The sequence below is a fragment of the Mycobacterium sp. IDUB_39 genome (assembly GCF_055419205.1).
The window spans coordinates 46,889-67,392 of sequence record NZ_JBVAXF010000007.1 but is presented as its reverse complement, the minus strand read 5'-3'; the positions used below and the strand labels follow the sequence as shown (position 1 = coordinate 67,392).

Genomic DNA, 20,504 nt, shown 5'->3' with positions numbered 1-20,504 from the left:
ACTCGTCGCTGTGAAGACGACGACCACGAACACGACGCGACTGATCGCCCTCCTGTCCGCATCGGTCCTCGGCGCGGGGTGCGCGACCGCCCAGGACGCCGACGAGGCCTCATCGACCGCCCCGACGACCTCGACGCCGACGGCACCCACCGAACAGGCCTCCGCCTCACCGCGTCTCGCCCTGAGCTACGACGGCGGCGTGCTCGTCGTCGACGCCACCACGCTCGAGCAGGTCGCCGACATCCCCGTGGAGGGCTTCACCCGGCTGAACTCGGCGGGCAACGGCCGGCACGTCCTGGTGTCGCAGTCGGACGGCTTCGCCGTGCTGGACATGGGCACCTGGACCGATGCGCACGGCGATCACGGCCACCACTACACGGCGGGTCCGCAGATGACCGACATTCGCCTCGGCGGGGCAGAGCCCGGACACGTCGTCTCCCACGACGGCATGCTGACCCTCTTCAGTGACGGCACCGGCGCGGTCGACGTCATCGATGCCAAGGCGCTGCTCGGCGGTGCCGTCAAGGCTCAGTCGACAACCGCCCGTGAACCGCACCACGGTGTTGCGGTGGCCCGGGCCGACGGGTCCACGGTCGTCAGCGTCGGCGATGAGGAGACCCGATCCGGCGTCGTGATCCTCGACGCGGCGGGCAACGAGATAGCGGCCAACAGCGACTGCCCCGGTCTGCATGGCGAGGCGGCGGCAGCGGCGGGTGCGCTGACATTCGGCTGTGAGAACGGGATACTCATGGTGCGCGGCAACGATATTCGGAAGATCGCCAGCCCTGATCCCTACGGCCGGATCGGCAATCAGTCCGGTAGTGAGATGTCCCCGGTGGTCCTCGGCGATTACAAGACCGACCGCGACGCGGAGACCGAACGGCCACGCAGCTTCACCCTGACGGATACCGCAGACGGCACGATCAGGATCGTGCCGATCGACGCGAGCTACAGCTTCCGGTCACTGGACCGCGGACCGCGCGGGGAGGCCGTGATCCTGGGTACCGACGGTGCCCTGCACGTCTTCGATCCCGCAACGGCACAGCGTGTCTCGCACGTCGCGGTGATCGACGCGTGGACTGAACCCGACGAGTGGCAGTCCCCGATGCCCAACCTGCACGTGCAGGACGGCATCGCCTATGTCAGCGACCCGCAGGCGCGCCGACTCGTCGCCGTCGACCTCGCGGACGGCTCAACGGTGGCCGAGACCTCGCTGGATGAGCCGACCATCGAACTCACGGGCGTCGACGGCTGAACCCGTCACGCGCCCTGACAGAATGTTGCGGTGCTTCGTATTGGGTTGACCGGCGGTATCGGCGCCGGAAAGTCGACGGTATCCGCCACGTTCAGTGAACTCGGCGCCATTGTCGTCGACGGTGACGTGATCTCGCGTGAGGTCGTCGCGCCGGGCACCGAGGGGCTCACCAAGCTGGTGGAGGCCTTCGGCGCCGACATCCTGCTGCCCGACGGTGCCCTGAACAGGCCCGCGCTGGCGGCCATCGCGTTCAGCGACGACGACAAGCGTCAGACGCTGAACGGCATCGTGCACCCGTTGGTGGGGCGGCGCCGCGAGGAGCTGATCGCTGCCGCGCCCGCGGATGCGGTGATCGTCGAGGACATCCCGCTGCTCGTCGAGTCGCAGATGGCGCCGATGTTCCCGCTGGTGATCATCGTGCACGCCGACGAGGACGTCCGCGTCGCGCGGCTCATCGAGCACCGGGGCTTCAGCGAGGCCGACGCTCGCGCCCGGATCGCCGCGCAGGCGACGGTCGAGCAGCGCAAGGTGGTGGCTGACGTGTGGTTGGAGAACCACGGCGGCCCAGACGAACTCAGGCAGCAAGCCGTCGCATTGTGGAACGACCGCGTGCTGCCGTTCGCGCGCAACGTCGCCGCGCAGGTCCCGGCTGCTACCGCGGTGCCACGGCTGGTGCCCGCCGATCCGACGTGGCCCGAGCAGGCCGACCGCATCGTCAACCGGCTCAACACCGCCTGCGGGCATCGCGCCGTGCGGATCGACCACATCGGGTCGACGGCCGTCCCCGGGCTGGCCGCCAAGGACGTGATCGACGTGCAGGTCACGGTCGCCTCACTCGACGTCGCCGACGAGCTGGTCGACGCTCTGACGGCAGCGGGCTACCCGCGGGTCGCATCGATCACCGGCGACGTGGCGAAGGCCGACGCGCGCAGCACCGTCGCCGAGTTCGACCACTCACGCGACGAAGCCCTGTGGGCCAAGCGGTTTCACGCTTCGGCAGACCCCGGCCGCGCGACGAACGTGCACATCCGTGTCGACGGCTGGCCGAATCAGCAGTTCGCGCTGCTGTTTCCGGACTGGTTGCGGGCCGAGGCCGACGCGCGCACCGAGTATCTGGAGCTGAAGCAACGGGTGGCCGCCTCCGAGCACGGCACCATCGACGACTACGCCGACGCGAAGGAACCGTGGCTGCACGGTGCATACGACCGCGCTTGGGCGTGGGCCGACGCCACGGGCTGGCGACCGTAGCGGGTCAGGCGACCGGCGGGGGTTCGACCGGAGCGTTCGGGTCGGCCGGTGCGGCGGGCTCCAGCGGCGGCGGCGCGTCGATCGGCTCGGTGTTGCCGGTCGGGAAGTTGGTCACGGTGCCGCAGCTGAGCACGCCGTAGCCGGGATCGTTGCGTTGCGGGGTGAATCGGGGCGCCACGAACTGGTCGGCCTGAGCCACGATCTGGTCATCGACGAGGATCTCGCAGTGCAGGCTGGCTGAGTACGGCCACTGAATCGACACCTGCATGCCGGCGAGCTGGGGATTCGACACCACGCCGGTGGCCTCGAACGTGCGTCCCGGCACCATCGTGGGATCGGCGGTGTTGAACTCGCTGTCGGAGAGCTTGTAGGTGATCGAGGCGCCGCGCGATACACCGTCGACGCGGGCACGGTAGACCACGTTGTGCGGTCCCTCACCGAACTCCGGCAGGCCCGCCGCGGGGGGAGCGTCTGCGGGAACCGGCTGCTCAGCCGTACCCGGCTCGAGCGCAGGATCGGCCAGCGCGACAGGTGCGGTCAACTGGGCACCAACAATCAACGTCGCCAGTGCGGCAACGGGTAGCCAACCGGGCTTGATCACGGTCACGTTTCAGACATTACAAGGTGCGCCAGGTGAGATCCATTTCGTAGTCGGCCAACCACATGCCGAGGTCATAGCCGTGGCGGGCCAGGCCGTCCACCGCGGCGACGGCCGTCTGGATGGCCTGCTCAGCGGTTTCGGGGCCGATCAGCTCGTGGCGAACAGCCTGCAGAAGCTCGTCGACGTCGGTGAGTTCGACACCTCGGCCGGTGCGCACGACGAGGTCCAGATAGTGGTCGTCGGCCTGCCAGGTGTGCTCGCCCGCGACGTACTGTCCGACGTCGAGGTAGTAGTCCTGGTCTCGCTCGTGGCCGGGATTGAAGTGGAACACCGAGGCCCGCAGGTTCAGCGACGGCAGCAGCCATGACTCGAGGTAGTGAAACTGGGCGCGACCGGGTGTCGGGCGCGCCATGTACAGGCCCCAGGGCTGCACGACGTACTGGTCGACGTCGCGCACGATGCCCTTCGGATCGGTGTTCGTCCGCCCGGCGATGTCGAAGGACTCCCGCTTGGGAGGGTGAATGTGGCCGCTCACGGCGTCAGGTTAAGGGCTCGGTGGCCGCTGTGTGCCGTCTCGGTGCCTGTCCCAGGAATGAATGTGTCGGTCATGACGCTTAACCTGGTGACCATGGCTTTCGCTACTGAACACCCCGTGCTGGCGCATTCGGAGTATCGGCCTGCCGCCGACGCCGTGAATGGCATCGTGCGCGCAGGTGGCCAGTTCGAGGTGGTGAGCCCGTACGACCCCGCGGGTGATCAGCCGGCCGCCATCGAGGACCTCGAGCGCCGAATCCGGGCGGGGGAGCGTGACGTGGTGCTGCTGGGCGCCACCGGCACCGGTAAGTCGGCGACCACGGCGTGGCTCATCGAGCGGTTGCAGCGGCCCACACTGGTCATGGCGCCCAACAAGACGCTGGCCGCGCAGCTGGCGAACGAACTACGAGAGATGTTGCCCAACAACGCCGTCGAGTACTTCGTCTCGTACTACGACTACTACCAGCCCGAGGCATACATCGCGCAGACCGACACCTACATCGAGAAGGACAGCTCGATCAACGATGACGTCGAGCGGCTCCGGCACTCGGCCACCTCGAGCCTGCTGTCCCGCCGCGACGTGGTCGTCGTGGCGTCGGTGTCCTGCATCTACGGCCTGGGCACGCCGCAGTCGTATCTGGACCGCTCGGTCGAACTGCAGGTGGGGCAGGAGGTGCCCCGCGACGCGCTGCTTCGGCTGCTGGTCGACGTCCAGTACAACCGCAACGACATGGCGTTCACCCGTGGATCGTTCCGTGTCCGCGGCGACACCGTGGAGATCATTCCGTCGTATGAGGAACTCGCGCTGCGGATCGAGTTCTTCGGCGATGAGATCGAGGCGCTCTACTACATGCATCCGCTGACCGGTGACATCGTCCGCAAGGTCGACTCGCTGCGGGTTTTCCCCGCGACGCACTATGTGGCCGGCCCCGACCGGATGGCCCACGCGATCTCGAGCATCGAGGCCGAGCTGGAGGCACGCCTGGCCGAGCTGGAGGGTCAGGGCAAGCTGCTGGAGGCGCAGCGTCTGCGGATGCGGACCAACTACGACCTCGAGATGATGAAGCAGGTCGGCTTCTGCTCGGGTATCGAGAACTACTCCCGCCACATCGACGGCCGAGATGCGGGTACCGCTCCCGCGACGCTCATCGACTACTTCCCCGAGGACTTCCTGCTCGTCATCGACGAGTCCCACGTCACGGTGCCGCAGATCGGCGGCATGTACGAGGGCGATATGTCGCGTAAGCGCAACCTGGTGGACTTCGGCTTCCGGCTGCCCTCGGCGGTCGACAACCGGCCGCTGACCTGGGAGGAGTTCGCCAGCCGCATCGGCCAGACCGTCTACCTCTCGGCCACACCGGGTACCTACGAGATCAGCCAGGCCGGCGGTGAGTTCGTCGAGCAGGTGATCCGGCCCACCGGTCTGGTCGACCCGCAGGTCATCGTCAAGCCCACGAAGGGGCAGATCGACGACCTCATCGGCGAGATCCGCAAGCGCACCGAGCGCGACGAGCGGGTGTTGGTCACCACGCTGACCAAGAAGATGGCCGAGGACCTGACTGACTATCTGCTGGAGACCGGCATCCGGGTGCGCTATCTGCACTCCGAGGTCGACACCCTGCGGCGGGTCGAGCTGCTGCGCCAGCTCAGGCTGGGGGAGTACGACGTCCTGATCGGCATCAACCTGCTGCGTGAGGGTCTGGACCTGCCCGAGGTGTCGCTGGTGTCGATCCTTGACGCCGACAAGGAGGGCTTCCTGCGCTCCGCGCGAAGTCTCATCCAGACCATCGGCCGCGCCGCCCGAAACGTGTCGGGTGAGGTGCACCTGTACGCCGACAAGATCACCGACTCGATGCGCCAGGCGATCGACGAGACCGATCGCCGCCGGGAGAAGCAGGTCGCCTACAACGAGGCGCACGGCGTGAAACCCGAGCCGTTGCGCAAGCAGATCAATGACATCCTCGACAAGGTCTACCGCGAGGCGGACGACACTGACGCCACCATCGAGGTCGGTGGATCGGGGCGCAACGCATCGCGGGGCCGACGTGCCCAGGGTGAGCCGGGCCGGGCGGTCAGCGCAGGGATCGTGGAGGGCCGTGACACCAAGTCGATGCCGCGTGCCGAACTCGCGGATCTGATCAAGGATCTCACTGACCAGATGATGACCGCAGCGCGCGACCTGCAGTTCGAACTCGCGGCCCGGATTCGTGACGAGATCCAAGACCTCAAGAAGGAATTGCGCGGTATGGACGCCGCGGGCCTGAAATAGGCTTGACCTCAACAGTGGTTGAGTTCATACCGTGGCCAGCGTGAAGCAGACGGATACAGTGCAGGTCGGGACGTGGCGCGAGCTACTCGGCCCCAAGAATCTCGGCGCGTCAACGGTGCTGGCCGGCGGCGTCGCGCTGTATGCGACCAACGAGTTCCTCACCATCAGCCTGCTGCCCAGCACCGTCGCCGACATCGGCGGCGAGCGCCTCTACGCCTGGGTCACGACGGTGTACCTGGTGGCGTCGGTGGTGGCCGCGACGACCGTCAGCGCGATGCTGGCGCGTCTCGGGCCGCGTGTGGCCTATCTGTCGGCGCTGAGCGTCTTCGGGCTCGGCAGTGTGGCATGCGCGATGGCGCCGAGCATGGAACTCCTGCTGGCGGGGCGCGTGGTGCAGGGTGCGGCCGGTGGGTTGTTGGCCGGGCTCGGCTACGCCGTCATCCACTCGGCTCTGACGCCGCTGCTCTGGACCAAGGCCTCGGCCCTGGTGTCGGCGATGTGGGGTGTCGGCACGTTCGTGGGCCCCGCGGCGGGTGGCCTGTTCGCTCAGTTCGGCTCCTGGCGTTGGGCTTTCGGGATGCTCGCCGTACTGACGGTGGCGATGGCGGTGCTGGTTCCCTACGCACTGCCGGCCAGGCGGGCCGGCGAGGCGGGATCGAGTGAGCGAATCCCGCTGTGGTCGTTGCTTCTGCTCGGCGCTGCGGCGCTGTCCGTCAGTGTCGCCGGCATCCCTCGCACCATCGGGGTCACCGTGGCGTTCCTCGTCGTGGGTGCCGCACTGATCGCCGCCTTCCTGATCGTCGACCGCAGGGTGACCGCATCGGTGCTGCCCGCCACCGCGTTTCGGCCGGGGCCGTTGAAGTGGATGTATCTCACGCTGGGGCTGCTCATGGCAGCGACCATGGCCAACATGTACGTGCCGCTGTTCGGTCAGCGGTTGGCGCACATGGTGCCGGTGGTGGCGGGGTTCCTCGGCGTCTCGCTGGCCGTGGGGTGGACGACCAGCGAGATCATCAGTGCGTCGCTGACCCGGACGCGCGCCATCGTGGCGGTGGTCACGGCGGCGCCACTGGTGATGGCTGCGGGACTGACCCTCGCCGCGGTCAGTCAGGTCGACGATGCGTCGGGTCTGGTTGTCGCCGTGTGGGTGATCGCGTTGACGATCACCGGCGTGGGTGTGGGCATCGCGTGGCCGCACCTGTCGGCCTGGGCGATGGGCAGTGCCGAGGACCCCGGTGAGGGTCGTACCGCGGCGGCGGCGATCAACACCGTCCAGTTGATCTGTGGCGCCTTCGGGGCGGGCCTGGCGGGAGTTGTGGTCAACCTGAACGGCCACGGTGACGCTACCGCCGCGCGTTGGCTGTTCGGGGTGTTCGCCGTGTTGGCGGCGGTGGGAGTGGTGGCCTCCTACCTGGCCAGTCGCGGCCGCACCGTCGTCGCTCGGACCTAGTCCGGGTCGTCGTCGAGTTGGCGGATCGAGGTGACGCCGTCGATACCGGCGAGCACCGCCGACGCGTGCAGGATTCCGTTGCCCGACAAGGTCAGTAGCACCCCGCCGGTGGGGTCGGCCGACAGCTCGCTCAGCTGCCAGTTGCGGCGCTCGCACACCTGCAACAGGGCCGTCATGACGCCGCGGTTGTCGGTGTAGGTGACGTGCACCGTGACGGATCCGCTGAGCCTGGCCGCCAATCGCTTGGCGACCGGTATGAAGCCCAGCACGATCAGGAAGTGCATCGCCGTCACGGTGCAGGCCAGCAACAGGAGGCCCGCGCCTGCGGCCATTCCGATCGCAGCCGATTCCCACACCGCCGCCGCGGTGGTCAGGCCGTGGACCGATCCGCGCCGAAAGATGATGATTCCGGCGCCGAGAAACCCGATGCCCGTGACGATCTGGGCCGCGACGCGGGATGGGTCGACGACGACGAGGCCTGGTTGCAGGACGTCGAGGAATCCGTACTTGCTGACCAGCAGGATCAGTGCGGCGGCGGTGCCCACGATGGTCTGGGTGCGCAGTCCCGCGCTCTTGCCCTGGATCTCGCGTTCGAGGCCGATGAGGGCGGTGAGCCCGAAGGCGACGAACAACTCGACGATCTGACGGGTGCCTTGACCGGGGCCGCCGAAGAACGGGGGGTCGGCGAGCCACTGCAGCATGCGGAACAAGCTAGCGCGACCATGCCATCGGGTGTGGGACGTGGGCACCGGGTAGCGATCACGCCGATCCAAAGGCTGGGCCGACAGTGTGCCCGCTGGCATCTTGTTCTCTAGTGCGGGTGTGGCTGAGTGGCTAGGCACCGGCCTGCAAAGCCGTTCACACGGGTTCGAATCCCGTCATCCGCTCGCACGAATAGCAAGGTAGGCACCGTCTCGGCGGTGCCTACCTTGCGTTGCGCCTACAGGGCTGCTGTAACTGGTCCCAGCAGTTGCCAGTTCGGCTCCGACGCGTCATTGAACACGGTGCCCAAGCCCCTGCCCGTCGAGGTGTACGTCGCCCCTGGGACGTAAGGCACGAACACCTGTGCGGTGTCGGTGTCACGCGCCTGCGTGCACTGAGTCGGCGAGTCGACGCGTTGGACGCACACGACACTCAAGAGCGGTCTGAACGGGCCCATGCAGCCCGTCGGAGTCGCCGTCGCGGTCACCATGTCGGCTCCTGAGGCCGGCACAACATGTGGTGGCGAGAGCGTGAATGAACACGGTGTGCCGGGAGGTGGGGGCTGGGCGGCCACGCCGGCTGGGCTCGCGATGCCTGCCAGCATGAGAGTCAAGGCCACCCAGAGAACCATGACGGACCGGTTCATACCTGGATGGTAGATCACGCAGGGGGAGTTCACGGGGGAGTTCGCTCCACGTAGATCGATGAAAAATGGAGCGGTGAACATGGATTCACGCCCGTAGCCAAGGCGAGAGTAGGGTTCCGCGGGGCAGAAGCCAGCGCGTGCGCATTGATGCTCTCGAGATCGAATGGAATGTCTTTGTCTACTCAACAGGATTCGCCAACCCCGAGTGTCCGACAGGCCGGTGATCCGAGTACGTCGGTAATGGCGGCGCTGCGGTCGCCGGCGCGGCTCAAGACCGAGGTGCTTGCCGGGCTCGTGGTGGCACTGGCTCTGATCCCCGAGGCGATCTCGTTCTCCATCATCGCCGGGGTCGATCCCCGGGTCGGGCTGTTCGCCTCCTTCACTATGGCGGTGACGATCGCGTTCGTCGGTGGCAGGCCTGCGATGATCTCGGCGGCGACGGGCGCGATTGCGCTGGTCACCGCGCCGCTGGTCCGCGAACACGGCATCGACTACCTCATCGCGACGGTCCTGCTGGCCGGAGTGCTGCAGATTGTGCTCAGCCTCATGGGTGTGGCCCGACTGATGCGGTTCATCCCACGCAGCGTCATGGTGGGTTTCGTCAACGCGCTGGCGATCCTGATCTTCCTGTCCCAGCTGCCCTACCTGATCGGCGTGCCAGCCCTGGTCTACCCGTTCGTCGCGATCGGTCTGCTGATCATGGTCTTCTTTCCCAAGTTGACCACCGTGATTCCCGCTCCGCTGATCGCGATCGTCGTTCTCACCGCCGCCGTCCTGATCTTCAAGGTGGAAATCCCCAATGTCAGCGATGAGGGCGAACTTCCGACGAGTCTGCCGTCACTGCTGCTGCCCCAGGTGCCGTTGAATCTGACCACCCTGTCGATCATCGCGCCATACGCGTTGGCGATGGCGTTGGTCGGGCTGCTGGAGTCTCTGCTGACGGCCAAGTTGGTCGACGACATCACTGACACCCACAGCAACAAGACCCGCGAGAGCTGGGGACAGGGCGTCGCCAACATCGTCACCGGCCTGTTCGGCGGCATGGGGGGCTGCGCGATGATCGGCCAGACGATGATCAACGTGAAGGTGTCGGGTGCCCGCACGCGCATCTCGACGTTCCTGGCCGGAGTCTTCCTGCTGGGCCTCGTGGTCGGACTGGGCGACATCGTCGGCCTGATCCCGATGGCGGCGCTCGTCGCGGTCATGGTCATGGTGTCCGTCGGCACCTTTGACTGGCACAGCATCTCGCCCGCAACGCTGCGCAGAATGCCGCGCAGCGAGACGCTGGTCATGCTCTTCACCGTGGCGGTGACCGTTGCGACCAACAACCTCGCCTACGGCGTCATCGTCGGTGCGCTGACCGCGATGGTGCTGTTCGCGCGACGCGTCGCGCACCTGGTCACGGTGCAGCGGGTGGTGGCCTCAGGCGAGGGGGGCGACGGCGTGCTCGACACCGTGGTCTACCGGGTGAGCGGCGAGTTGTTCTTCGCGTCCAGTAACGACCTGGTGTACCAGTTCAACTACGTCGACGACCCGCGCAACATCGTGATCGACATGTCCGACTCGCACATCTGGGACGCCTCATCGGTCGCGGCCCTAGACGCGGTGACCACGAAGTATCGCGCGAAGGGCAAGGACGTCGAGATCATCGGCCTCAACACGGACTCGGCTGATCGGCATGACCGGTTGTCCGGGACGCTCGGAAGCGAGGGCTGAGCGGCCTGGCCCCCCTGGCTGGCGAATCGCAGTGTCAGGCAACGCCATTCCAGAAGTCCACAAGCACCTTCGTCAGCTCCTCGGGCTTCTCCTCATTCGGCGTGTGGCCGGCCCCCGCGAGGATCTCGAACTTCACGCCGAGCCGCGCGGCGACGTCTGCCTGGACGTCGACCGGAACCATATCGTTCTCGCCCGCGGCGACCAGGATCGGCAGGCCCGTCGCGGCCAGCTCCTCGACGCGGTCCGGCTCGGCTCCCATGGATAGGGCGATGCCGGCGATGTTCGCCGTTTTCGTGGCCATGATGCGGTCATGCAGGAATTCCTTTACCGGCGCGGGGAAGATCTCCTCGAAGGCGCCGAACATGGCCTGCCACAGCGCCTCATTGCCACCCGCCCACAGCAGCTCCGGCATCTGCGCGATGTCCACGGCCATGTCCAGATCCTGGCCGCTCGGCGGCGAGTCGAGGATGACGTAGTCCAGGAAGCGCGTCGGGTCGTTGAGCACGGCGGCTCGGGTGACGAGCCCGCCGAAGCTGTGGCCGAGGAGATGGACCCTCTCGCCGGGTGCGAGTTCGTCGAGCACTTCGGCGAGGTCGAGAGCGAATTTGGCGATCGTGTACGCGGCGACCGCGTCCCGGCCTTCCGGGCCGTCGGAGTCGTATTGGCCGAGCTGCGAGTACGCGATCAGCCGGTAGCCGGCGGCGGTGACGAACGGCGCCATCGGGAGGAAGTCCTCCCGGGAGCCCGTGAAGCCGGGGACCATGACGACGGTGCCCTTCACCTCCACGCCGTCCTCGGGTGTCGCCTCGAAGTAGGACAGCTCGCCGCGCGAGATCCGGACACGGGACAGATTGACGGTCATGACCAACTTTCTCGGTCGCAAGAAGCAGGCCTTGAATTCGACCCGGGCTGGCACTCACCGCGTTGTAGCGGTTTGGCCCAGCTAGGTGGGTCTAGCCGGCGGGCGCGGGTCCGGGGGCCGGCCCCGTCCCGGTTACTGGCGGTGCCGAGGCCGTGCTCGGCGGCGCCGCGGCCGGAGGCACCGTGGCGCCCGGATTGAGCTGCGAACCCAGGATGCTCAGCAGGGGGCCGATCGCGGCGTTCGGAATCGTGCGCGGCGCCGGGCAGTCGGACTGCGAGCAGTCGGTCAGCTGCCAGGTCTGGCAGTCGCTGGTGCTGAACGAGGTGTCGGTTGGCTCGATGGTGACGATCGGCGCCTTCTTCGTGAGGCCGTTGTCGATCGTCTTGTCGGCGTCCGAGCGCTTCCAGTAGCACGCGCCGCCCTCGATGGGTCCCGCGGACTTGTAGACACCGGGCACGAGATCGACGCCCACCTTGTAGGTGCCGTCAGCGTCGATGCTGGTCTTCGGGCCTGCTGGCGGCGCCGGCGCCGGTTCGGTGGGCTCGGCGAGGGCGATCGCGGCGGATGCCCACAGTCCGGTCAATGCCAGCGCAGTGGCAACCGATGTCTTGATAGTGGACCTCATGACACCAGTTTAGCTGGTCTAACTGCCATCGACGGCTGGTATCGGGTGGGGACTGCTTTGTGGGGGCGCTGCCTGGTCCGGACGCGGGGGTCGGTTCCCGCCACGACTGCGGCATGATGCCGCGGTGAGCTTTGTATCTCCCACTCTTGCCGACCTCATCACCACGCTGCAGGTCGACCAGATCGACGACGAGCGCTTCGTGGCCACCCAGATCGACAACGCGCACCATCACATCGTCGGTGGCCACATCGCCGGCCAGGCGCTGATGGCGGCCAGTCGCACCGCGCCGGGTCGCGCACCGCACAGCGTGCACGTCTACTACCTGCGGGCCGGTGACGCCCGCCACCCAGTGGATCTGCACGTGACGCGGTCACGCGACGGTGGCACCCTGTCCACCCGGAAGGTGACCGCCATCCAGGACGGCGAGGTGCTGCTCGAGGCGCTGGCGTCGTTCAGCACTCCCGTCGGGGGTCTCGAGCACCAGGTGAGCATGCCCGACGTGCCGGCGCCGGAGTCGCTGCCGTCGATGCAGGAGCAGATGGCCCCATATGCTGACGAGGCGCACGGCTACTGGGTTCGTCCGCAACCGTTCGACCTGCGTTACGTCGATCCGCCGCCACGGCTGGCGACGGACCTGCCCGATCCTTCGCCGCGAATCAGGTTGTGGTGGAGGCCAATTGAGTCCGTACCGAACGATCCCGCCCTGCACAGCAGCCTGCTGACCTACCTGTCGGGTACCACCATGCTGGAGACCGCCGTCACGATGCGGCGTACGACGCAGGTGTCGAGTTTCAACGCGTTGATCGACCACGCGCTGTGGTTTCACCGGCCGATCGACATGACGGACTGGGTGCTCTCCGATCAGTACTCGCCCAGCGGAATCGACGGCCGCGGACTGGCGACCTCGACCATGTACAACCGGGCCGGTGAATTGGTCTGCATCGCAACCCAGGAGCTGTACTTCGGCGGCAAGTGAGGATCTCGCACCGCGGAGGTCGGGGGGACTCCTCGGGTGCGACCCGCGTGAAACTGTGTCTCGCGCAACACTAGAACGAGCCTGGGTGCTCGTTGGCCGCGCGGGCGGCGAGCTGGCACCCGTAAGTCCCTGCCGCCCTGTGCGTTTGACGCCACGATGATCGCATCGGCATGAGCCTGATCACTTCTGCGTCCGGGGTAGGGCCTTCCTCGCATCGCGAAACACGTATCCGGTTGGTCACGGAACCCCCGCTCAGCAGGATCGTTGCCGTTAGCATCAGTGCCGGTAGGGGACGTACTTTGCGGCGCTGACCCAGCGAACGCTTGTCGTCGATTCGTTCCCCCGTCCGCGGGGCAACGGGTTAGGGTCTCGAATGGCGTTGCAATCGACACTTGGAGGGCATGCATGAGCGGCTACAAGACCGTTGTTGTCGGAACCGACGGCTCGGATTCGTCGCTGCGAGCAGTGGATCGGGCCGGTGCTATCGCCGCCGGGTCCGGCGCACGACTGATCGTGACCACGGCCTACTTCCCTCAGAGCGAGGATGCGCGTGCAGCCGACGTCCTCAAGGACGAGGGCTACAAGATGTCAGGCAATGCCCCGATCTACGCGATCCTGCGTGAGGCCAGGGACCGCGCCCATGCCGCAGGCGCCACCGAGATCGAGGAGAAGGCCGTCGTCGGCGCTCCCGTCGACGCCCTCGTGGAACTCGCCGAAGAGGTCAAGGCCGACCTACTCGTGGTCGGCAACGTCGGTCTCAGCACCATCGCCGGACGCCTCCTGGGCTCCGTACCCGCCAACGTGGCACGCCGGTCCAAGACCGACGTGCTGATCGTTCACACCTCCTAGACCCGCAGAGGCCCGCAGGACGGCCCGGGTCACCAGCCGCGTTCGCGCCATTCGGCCAGGTGCGGCCGCTCGGCGCCCAGTGTCGTGTCGTCACCGTGGCCTGGGTACACAACCGTCGAGTCGTCGTACACGTCGAACAGGCGGGCGCTCACGCCATCGAGGAGTCGCTCGAAGTCGCCGTCCCTCCAGGTCTTGCCGACACCGCCTGGGAACAGGCAGTCGCCGGTGAACAGCTGCACCGTGTTGCCTGCGGCGGGCCCGCTCAGCGCGAGCGCCACTGATCCCTCGGTGTGACCCTGCAGGTGGATGACATCGAAGGTGAGATCGCCCACCGTCACGGTGTCGCCGTGGGCCAGGATTCGATCGGGCTTCACCGGCAGTGGCTCTGCGTCGAGCTGATGGGAGGCCGTCGGAGCGCCGGTCGCCTTGGCCACCTGCTCGAGGGCAAGCCAGTGATCGGGATGCTGGTGGCTGGTGACGATGAGCGACAGGGTCGGCGCATGGGCTTCTATCAGCTCGAGCAGCACCGGAGCGTCATTCGCGGCATCGATGAGTAGCGTCTCGCCGGTTCGGGAACACGTGACCAGGTAGGCGTTGTTGTCCATGGGGCCCACCGACGCCTTCACGATGGTGGCGCCCGGCAGAGTGCGGCGCGCGGCGCTCCCAGGTTCGACGTGGCCCGTGTAGTTGTCATCGACGACCGTCATGACCGCCACGGTATCGGGCTCCGGCCAGGGCTTGTCGGGAGACTTGTCGGAGGGTGGACATAGCATGGGCGCGGACCGCTGTCTGTCGGTCGAAACGCTGCTCAAAACCTGGAGAGGTATCAGTTGGCTGACCGCCTGATCGTCAAGGGTGCACGCGAGCACAACCTGCGCGGCATTGACCTGGATCTGCCGCGTGATGCGCTGATCGTGTTCACCGGTCTGTCGGGTTCGGGTAAGTCGTCGCTGGCTTTCGACACCATCTTCGCCGAGGGACAGCGGCGCTACGTGGAGTCGCTGTCGGCCTACGCGCGCCAGTTCCTCGGGCAGATGGACAAGCCCGACGTCGACTTCATCGAGGGCCTCTCACCTGCGGTGTCGATCGACCAGAAGTCGACGAACCGCAACCCGCGATCCACCGTCGGCACCATCACCGAGGTCTACGACTACCTGCGTCTGCTGTACGCGCGGGCGGGTACGCCGCACTGCCCCGTCTGTGGTGAGCGCATCGCCCGCCAGACGCCGCAGCAGATCGTCGATCAGGTGCTGGCGATGGAGGAGGGCACCCGCTTCCAGGTGCTCGCGCCGGTGGTCCGCACCCGCAAGGGCGAGTTCGTCGACCTCTTCGACAAGCTCAACACGCAGGGCTACAGCCGGGTCCGAGTGGACGGCGTGGTGCACCCGCTGACCGAGCCGCCGAAGCTCAAGAAGCAGGAGAAGCACGATATCGAGGTGGTCGTCGACCGCCTCACCGTCAAGTCCTCGTCCAAGCAGCGGCTCACCGACTCCGTCGAGACGGCCCTCGGGCTGGCCGACGGCATCGTGGTGCTCGAGTTCGTCGACCGCGATGACGACCATCCGCATCGAGAGCAGAGGTTCTCGGAGAAGCTCGCCTGCCCCAACGGCCACGCGCTCGCCGTCGACGACCTCGAACCGCGGTCGTTCTCCTTCAACTCGCCCTACGGCGCCTGCCCGGAGTGCACGGGGCTGGGCATCCGCAAGGAGGTCGACCCCGACCTCGTTGTCCCCGACCCCGAACTGACCCTCGCGGAGGGGGCCATCGCCCCGTGGTCGGCGGGTCACTCGGCCGAGTACTTCACCCGCATGCTCGAGGGGCTCGGCGATGCCCTCGGGTTCGACACCGACACCCCGTGGCAGAAGCTGCCGGCCAAGGCTCGCAAGGCGATTCTGGAGGGCTGCAACGAACAGGTGCACGTGCGGTACAAGAACCGGTACGGCCGCACCCGCTCCTACTACGCCGACTTCGAGGGCGTCATGGCGTTCCTCAAGCGCCGCATGGAGCAGACCGAGTCCGAGCAGATGAAGGAGCGCTACGAGGGCTACATGCGCGACGTGCCCTGTCCCGTCTGCGAGGGCACCCGGCTCAAACCGGAGATCCTGGCTGTCTCGCTGACCGCCGGTGAGTACGGAGCCAAGTCCATCGCCCAGGTCTGCGAGCTGTCGATCGCCGACTGTTCGTCATTCCTCAACGCGTTGACCCTCGGCGTGCGCGAGACCGCGATCGCCGGGCAGGTGCTCAAGGAGGTGCAGTCGCGGCTGGGCTTCCTGCTCGACGTCGGGCTGGACTACCTGAGCCTGTCACGCGCGGCGGGCACCCTCTCCGGTGGTGAGGCACAGCGCATTCGACTCGCCACCCAGATCGGCTCCGGCCTGGTCGGCGTCCTCTACGTGCTCGACGAGCCGTCGATCGGGCTGCACCAACGCGATAACCGCAGGCTCATCGACACCCTCGTGAGACTGCGTGATCTCGGCAACACGCTGATCGTCGTCGAACACGACCTGGACACCATCGCGCACGCCGACTGGGTCGTCGACATCGGCCCCGCCGCCGGTGAACACGGCGGCCAGATCGTGCACAGCGGCACCTACGCCGATCTGCTGACCAACCCCGAATCCATCACCGGCGCATACCTTTCCGGCAAGGAGAGCATCGAGGTGCCGGCGATCCGCCGGCCGGTCGACCGCAAGCGGCAGGTGACGGTGGTCGGGGCACGCGAACACAACCTGGACGAGATTGACGTCTCGTTCCCGCTCGGCGTGCTCACCTCGGTCACCGGTGTCTCGGGGTCGGGCAAGTCGACACTGGTCAACGACATCCTCGCCTCGGTGATGGCCAACAAGCTCAACGGTGCCCGTCAGGTCCCCGGCAGGCACACCAGGATCAACGGCCTCGACCAACTCGACAAGCTGGTCCGCGTCGACCAGTCGCCGATCGGTCGGACACCGCGGTCGAACCCGGCCACCTACACCGGTGTCTTCGACAAGATCCGCACGCTGTTCGCTGCCACCACGGAGGCCAAGGTCCGCGGTTATCAGCCGGGCCGGTTCTCGTTCAACGTCAAGGGCGGTCGCTGCGAGGCGTGCTCGGGTGACGGCACCATCAAGATCGAGATGAACTTCCTGCCCGACGTCTACGTGCCATGCGAGGTCTGCCAGGGCGCCCGCTACAACCGGGAAACCCTCGAGGTGCACTACAAGGGCAAGACCATCTCCGAGGTGCTGGACATGTCCATCGAGGAGGCCACCGACTTCTTCGAGCCGATCTCGTCGATTCACCGTTACCTCAAGACGCTCGTCGACGTCGGTCTGGGCTACGTCCGGCTCGGACAGTCCGCGCCCACGTTGTCCGGCGGTGAGGCGCAACGCGTCAAACTGGCCGCCGAACTGCAGAAGCGCTCGACCGGGCGCACCATCTACATTCTCGACGAGCCCACCACCGGGCTGCACTTCGACGACATCCGCAAGCTGCTCAAGGTGATCAACGGCCTGGTCGACAAGGGCAACACCGTCATCGTCATCGAGCACAACCTCGACGTCATCAAGACGTCGGACTGGATTGTGGACATGGGGCCCGAGGGTGGGTCCGGTGGCGGAACGGTGGTGGCCCAGGGCACTCCCGAGGACGTCGCGGCCAATCCCGACAGCTACACGGGGCGGTTCCTCGCCGAGATGCTCGAGCCACCGGCCAAGCCGAAACGCAAGCGGCGCAAGGTCAGCGCTTAGGGCTCGGCGTCAGGATTTCGACAGCGGCGACGGGAACCGCGGTTTGATCAGCACGCCGTCGAGCCACGCCGTCAGTTCGTCGGCCTTGCGGTTCAGCGCTGTGCTCGCCGCGGTGCCGACGTCCTCCAGCAGTTGGACCTCGACCCGGCCCTCGGGGTCCTGACGCCATCCGCCGACGACCCGGCCGTCGCACCACGCGGTGGGACCCGCGTTGCCGTTGCGGTCGAAGATCTGGGTGCGGTGCTCGCCGAGGTACCAATCGCGGTCCTGCCAGCCCATCGTCGTGACGTCCAGGCCCGGCAGGAGCGCGCACGACGGTTCGGCAGGCGGCTCCGGCTCGAGGTCGTCGGGCAGCACGTAGCCGGGGGCTCCGTCGCCGTCCTCCAGGCTGACCTCGACCGCCCCGATGTCGGCCAGCGCCGCACGCGCCCAGGTGAGGGTGTTCCCGAACCACCACTTGACGTCATTGACGGTGGCGGGCCCAAACGTGCGCAACCAGTTTCGGACCAATGTCTCCCGTGCCCCGTCGGCGTGGGCGGGATCGCCCGCGGCCAGCCAGGTCTCCGACGACGCCCAGCGGGGACGCGATGTCGTCCAGCCGCCGTCGTTGGGGCCGCGCACCAGGTGACCCTGCACCGCGAGCACCGTCAGCACCCGCGGGGAGATGGGACCCTCTCCGCCCCAGGTCTTTCCGGGCGCGGGGTCATACGTGCCTGCCAACTCCGGAAGCGCGGCACGGAGTTGGGCGGCACTCGTCGGACCCTGCTCGAGATGCCGCAGGACGGCGGCCGAGGCCGCCTCGAGCCACGCGGTGCCGTCGGCGGCGATACCCGCCTTCTCCACGTCGGCGATGAGTCGCTTGCGTTCGTTGGCCGCCACGCGGTCGCTGGCGGCGGCCTGGACTGCGGGCAGTTCGTCGGCGTGCACGATCCACAGCGTCCGCCGCATCGCCAGGTGCTTGACCACCGAGCGCTCCTCGTAGAGCGCCGCATCCAGATCCGTGGTCCGGAACCCGGCAATACGGGCCCACAGGGACAGGTAGGGCGTCGCAGGGTCCGTGGCGTGCAGACCGACGAGTCGTGAGGCGGCCTCGGTGACATCGATGGCTGACGGTCCGGTCAGGAGGTGGCGCCGTGCCAGCCGGGCACGACGCTCCGCGGGGGAGAACGAGCGCACGCTCAGGCGTCGGGTTCGTCGCGCATCGAGGCCCTGATCTGCTCGAGGCGTTCCGCAGCGGCCTTCTGCCGCGCCTCGTACTGCTCCTCGATACTGCGGCCCTGCGGGGTTTCGGCCGCCAGTTCCGTCGACCCGATCGACGCGCCGAAGCGCGTCTCGATCTTCTCGCGCACGGCGTCGAAGGTCGGCACACCTGCGGCGGTGTATCCGGTGTCAGGGGGCGTCACTGGCACGGGCTCGGCGATCACGTCGATAGGGGGAGTCCCCGGATCGGGCGCCTGGGTGTCGACCACGTCAGCTTCGACAACGTCAGCTTCGACAACGTCAGCATCGACAACGTCAGCATCGACAACGTCATCGGAAACCGACTGGTCAGGTGCCGGGCCGGACGAATCCGGGTCGTTCGCCGCCTCTGAATCTGACACGAAGCCACCGTACCGCTCGTGTCAGACGTCGAGGCCGTCGATCGACGCCTGCGGTCAGCCACTCACGCCTCCGCGCTCGCCAGGTGATCGTGCGGTCGACCACCAGATCCGCGGGGAGCAGCGTCTCGGAAACCATGGGACCCCTCGAACCCATGGTTCCGAGACGCTACGTGAGCCTTGTTTTGACCATGTCGTAAAAAAACCAGTTCAGGGCCGTCGAAGCCTCATCCGAACGGTTGATATCGGGCTAAACTGCACGACCTCACAATGTGTCGATAAATGTGATGGGGATCACAATGAATCGGAGAGTCGGCAGTGGTCGCGCTCGATGATTTCTCGCGCATAGTCTCCGCCGCCTATACCTCGGCAGTCGATCCCGAGAACTGGATTGTGGCGCTGGCCGACATTCGCCGCGTACTCGACGCGACGAGTTGCGCACTCATCGTTGCCGACGGCGCGAGCCGGTCCGTCATGAGCGCGAGCCTCGCGCCGGAGGCCAGGGAGATCTACAGCGAGCACTACTGCAACGTCGACCACGTGCTGGAGGACGTCGAGAGCGGTCACGTCGGCCTCATCCGGAGCGGATCGGAACTCATCGAGAAACGGGTGCGTACGGAGTTCCACGCGGGCTTCCTACGGCCCTACGAGATGGAGGCCGGCCTCTTCGTGCGGCTGACCGGAGGCCCGATCCCGACCTGCTTTCTGGTCGCGGCGCCCAGGCGCTCCGAATCGTTTGACACCGCTGAGCGCATCCAGCTCGTGAGCGCGCTCGTTCCTCATCTCCAGCAGGCGCTTCGCACCCAGGAACACCTCAGGGAGGTCGCGTGCGGCGTGAGTGACATGGCCCGGGCCCTCGACGTCGTGCGACACGGAATCGTCGTTGTCGCCAAGGGGCCACGCGTCGTGCACATGAACGCCGCCGCCGAGCGGATCCTGACGTCCCGCGACGGACTCCGAATTCGGTCGGGCCACATCGAGGCCGCCAGGGCGGCCGCCGACGCGGAGTTGCATCGCAGCCTTGCGGGTGCGCTGTCCGACCGGCAGGGCGGATCGCGCACCGGCGATGCGTTCACGTGTGCACGGCCATCGGGGAAGCGTCCCTACGTCATTCACGTGCTGCCCTTCCTGCCCACGCAGGGGGACTCCACGGACGCCAGGGCCCTGATGGTGATCATGGACCCGGAGCAGAACCCCGAGCCCCCACCGATGCTCCTGCGCCGCCTCTACGGCTTCACCAACGCCGAGGCGGAGGTCGCCTTGCGCGTGTTGAGGGGTGACGGCCTCACCCCGATCGCTGACGACCTGTCGCTGTCAATGGCCACGATCAAGACTCACCTTCACCATGTGTTCGACAAGACCGGCACCCACCGGCAGGCCGAACTCATCCGCCTCCTGCTGGACATCACCCCCGGGGATTGTTGGGATCGGTAGCGATTGGGGGC

The 20,504-nt window shown here is 67.1% G+C and carries 18 protein-coding genes and 1 tRNA gene; 10 read left to right on the top strand and 9 right to left on the bottom strand.

All coding sequences use genetic code 11. The features are described 5' to 3' along the window. Positions 1–10 precede the first annotated feature (10 nt). Positions 11–1,255 carry a zinc metallochaperone AztD gene (gene aztD / locus ACZY0X_RS24740; protein WP_463774198.1) on the top strand — a complete coding sequence of 415 codons (1,245 nt, stop codon included), beginning with the start codon at positions 11–13 and terminating at the stop codon, positions 1,253–1,255. 30 nt (positions 1,256–1,285) lie between these two features. Beyond that, a complete protein-coding gene (gene coaE, locus ACZY0X_RS24735) occupies positions 1,286–2,503 on the top strand; it encodes a dephospho-CoA kinase (protein WP_463774196.1) in 1,218 nt (405 codons plus the stop codon). A 4-nt stretch (positions 2,504–2,507) separates the two neighbouring features. Here coaE and ACZY0X_RS24730 read toward each other — a convergent pair whose 3' ends face one another. Both ACZY0X_RS24730 and ACZY0X_RS24725 read right to left on the bottom strand, forming a co-directional pair. Next, positions 2,508–3,110 (bottom strand): hypothetical protein, encoded by a 603-nt coding sequence (locus tag ACZY0X_RS24730; RefSeq protein WP_463774194.1) that lies wholly within the window; start codon positions 3,108–3,110, stop codon positions 2,508–2,510. 10 nt (positions 3,111–3,120) lie between these two features. Continuing rightward, the gene (locus ACZY0X_RS24725; RefSeq protein ID WP_463774566.1) at positions 3,121–3,627 is read right to left on the bottom strand and encodes a ribonuclease FAU-1 family protein; all 507 of its coding nucleotides are present in this window, start codon (positions 3,625–3,627) and stop codon (positions 3,121–3,123) included. Between the two features lie 105 nt (positions 3,628–3,732). Between ACZY0X_RS24725 and uvrB the strand changes: the two genes are divergently transcribed. Further along, complete coding sequence (gene uvrB, locus ACZY0X_RS24720; protein ID WP_463774193.1) at positions 3,733–5,907, top strand: excinuclease ABC subunit UvrB; 2,175 nt, start codon at positions 3,733–3,735, stop codon at positions 5,905–5,907. 40 nt (positions 5,908–5,947) lie between these two features. Further along, positions 5,948–7,357, top strand: a complete 1,410-nt coding sequence (locus ACZY0X_RS24715; RefSeq protein WP_463774192.1) for an MFS transporter — start codon at positions 5,948–5,950, stop codon at positions 7,355–7,357. Here ACZY0X_RS24715 and ACZY0X_RS24710 read toward each other — a convergent pair. After that, on the bottom strand, positions 7,354–8,058 hold the full coding sequence (locus ACZY0X_RS24710; protein ID WP_463774190.1) for an MgtC/SapB family protein: 705 nt from the start codon (positions 8,056–8,058) through the stop codon (positions 7,354–7,356). The genes ACZY0X_RS24715 and ACZY0X_RS24710 overlap by 4 nt on opposite strands. 115 nt (positions 8,059–8,173) lie before the next feature. On the opposite strand from ACZY0X_RS24710, the gene ACZY0X_RS24705 reads away from it, so the two are divergent. Next, positions 8,174–8,244: transfer RNA gene (locus ACZY0X_RS24705), tRNA-Cys, on the top strand. A gap of 53 nt (positions 8,245–8,297) precedes the next feature. On the opposite strand, the gene ACZY0X_RS24700 is transcribed toward ACZY0X_RS24705, so the two are convergent. Further along, a complete protein-coding gene (locus ACZY0X_RS24700; RefSeq protein WP_463774189.1) occupies positions 8,298–8,705 on the bottom strand; it encodes a hypothetical protein in 408 nt (135 codons plus the stop codon). Positions 8,706–8,873: 168 nt separating this feature from the next. Between ACZY0X_RS24700 and ACZY0X_RS24695 the strand changes: the two genes are divergently transcribed. Beyond that, complete coding sequence (locus ACZY0X_RS24695) at positions 8,874–10,421, top strand: SulP family inorganic anion transporter (RefSeq protein ID WP_463774187.1); 1,548 nt, start codon at positions 8,874–8,876, stop codon at positions 10,419–10,421. A gap of 34 nt (positions 10,422–10,455) precedes the next feature. Here the strand turns inward: ACZY0X_RS24695 and ACZY0X_RS24690 are convergent, their stop codons facing one another. Both ACZY0X_RS24690 and ACZY0X_RS24685 read right to left on the bottom strand, forming a co-directional pair. Beyond that, on the bottom strand, positions 10,456–11,283 hold the full coding sequence (locus ACZY0X_RS24690; protein ID WP_463774185.1) for an alpha/beta fold hydrolase: 828 nt from the start codon (positions 11,281–11,283) through the stop codon (positions 10,456–10,458). A 91-nt stretch (positions 11,284–11,374) separates the two neighbouring features. After that, positions 11,375–11,908 (bottom strand): hypothetical protein, encoded by a 534-nt coding sequence (locus ACZY0X_RS24685; RefSeq protein WP_463774183.1) that lies wholly within the window; start codon positions 11,906–11,908, stop codon positions 11,375–11,377. Positions 11,909–12,032: 124 nt separating this feature from the next. On the opposite strand from ACZY0X_RS24685, the gene ACZY0X_RS24680 reads away from it, so the two are divergent. Both ACZY0X_RS24680 and ACZY0X_RS24675 read left to right on the top strand, forming a co-directional pair. Then, positions 12,033–12,884 carry an acyl-CoA thioesterase gene (locus ACZY0X_RS24680; RefSeq protein WP_463774181.1) on the top strand — a complete coding sequence of 284 codons (852 nt, stop codon included), beginning with the start codon at positions 12,033–12,035 and terminating at the stop codon, positions 12,882–12,884. 405 nt (positions 12,885–13,289) lie between these two features. Next, positions 13,290–13,733, top strand: a complete 444-nt coding sequence (locus tag ACZY0X_RS24675; RefSeq protein WP_241404976.1) for a universal stress protein — start codon at positions 13,290–13,292, stop codon at positions 13,731–13,733. A gap of 29 nt (positions 13,734–13,762) precedes the next feature. Here ACZY0X_RS24675 and ACZY0X_RS24670 read toward each other — a convergent pair whose 3' ends face one another. Continuing rightward, the gene (locus tag ACZY0X_RS24670) at positions 13,763–14,440 is read right to left on the bottom strand and encodes an MBL fold metallo-hydrolase (protein ID WP_463774180.1); all 678 of its coding nucleotides are present in this window, start codon (positions 14,438–14,440) and stop codon (positions 13,763–13,765) included. 123 nt (positions 14,441–14,563) lie between these two features. Between ACZY0X_RS24670 and uvrA the strand changes: the two genes are divergently transcribed. Then, positions 14,564–17,461: an excinuclease ABC subunit UvrA gene (uvrA, locus tag ACZY0X_RS24665; RefSeq protein ID WP_463774178.1), complete on the top strand. Its 2,898-nt coding sequence runs from the start codon at positions 14,564–14,566 to the stop codon at positions 17,459–17,461. A 9-nt stretch (positions 17,462–17,470) separates the two neighbouring features. Here uvrA and ACZY0X_RS24660 read toward each other — a convergent pair whose 3' ends face one another. Together ACZY0X_RS24660 and ACZY0X_RS24655 are read right to left on the bottom strand one after the other, a co-directional pair. Then, entirely contained in the window at positions 17,471–18,637 is a 1,167-nt protein-coding gene (locus tag ACZY0X_RS24660) for a winged helix DNA-binding domain-containing protein (protein ID WP_463774177.1), read from the bottom strand. A 2-nt stretch (positions 18,638–18,639) separates the two neighbouring features. After that, positions 18,640–18,891: a hypothetical protein gene (locus ACZY0X_RS24655; RefSeq protein ID WP_463774565.1), complete on the bottom strand. Its 252-nt coding sequence runs from the start codon at positions 18,889–18,891 to the stop codon at positions 18,640–18,642. A 486-nt stretch (positions 18,892–19,377) separates the two neighbouring features. On the opposite strand from ACZY0X_RS24655, the gene ACZY0X_RS24650 reads away from it, so the two are divergent. Continuing rightward, complete coding sequence (locus ACZY0X_RS24650; protein WP_463774176.1) at positions 19,378–20,493, top strand: helix-turn-helix transcriptional regulator; 1,116 nt, start codon at positions 19,378–19,380, stop codon at positions 20,491–20,493. Positions 20,494–20,504: the final 11 nt, after the last annotated feature.

Bases quoted from the DNA above. Each gene is read 5' to 3' on its own strand.
- uvrB (WP_463774193.1), top strand. From the start codon at position 3,733: ATGGCTTTCGCTACTGAACACCCCGTGCTGGCGCATTCGGAGTATCGG.
- ACZY0X_RS24710 (WP_463774190.1), bottom strand. From the start codon at position 8,058: ATGCTGCAGTGGCTCGCCGACCCCCCGTTCTTCGGCGGCCCCGGTCAA.
- ACZY0X_RS24700 (WP_463774189.1), bottom strand. From the start codon at position 8,705: ATGAACCGGTCCGTCATGGTTCTCTGGGTGGCCTTGACTCTCATGCTG.
- ACZY0X_RS24695 (WP_463774187.1), top strand. From the start codon at position 8,874: ATGTCTTTGTCTACTCAACAGGATTCGCCAACCCCGAGTGTCCGACAG.
- ACZY0X_RS24690 (WP_463774185.1), bottom strand. From the start codon at position 11,283: ATGACCGTCAATCTGTCCCGTGTCCGGATCTCGCGCGGCGAGCTGTCC.
- ACZY0X_RS24685 (WP_463774183.1), bottom strand. From the start codon at position 11,908: ATGAGGTCCACTATCAAGACATCGGTTGCCACTGCGCTGGCATTGACC.
- ACZY0X_RS24675 (WP_241404976.1), top strand. From the start codon at position 13,290: ATGAGCGGCTACAAGACCGTTGTTGTCGGAACCGACGGCTCGGATTCG.
- ACZY0X_RS24670 (WP_463774180.1), bottom strand. From the start codon at position 14,440: ATGACGGTCGTCGATGACAACTACACGGGCCACGTCGAACCTGGGAGC.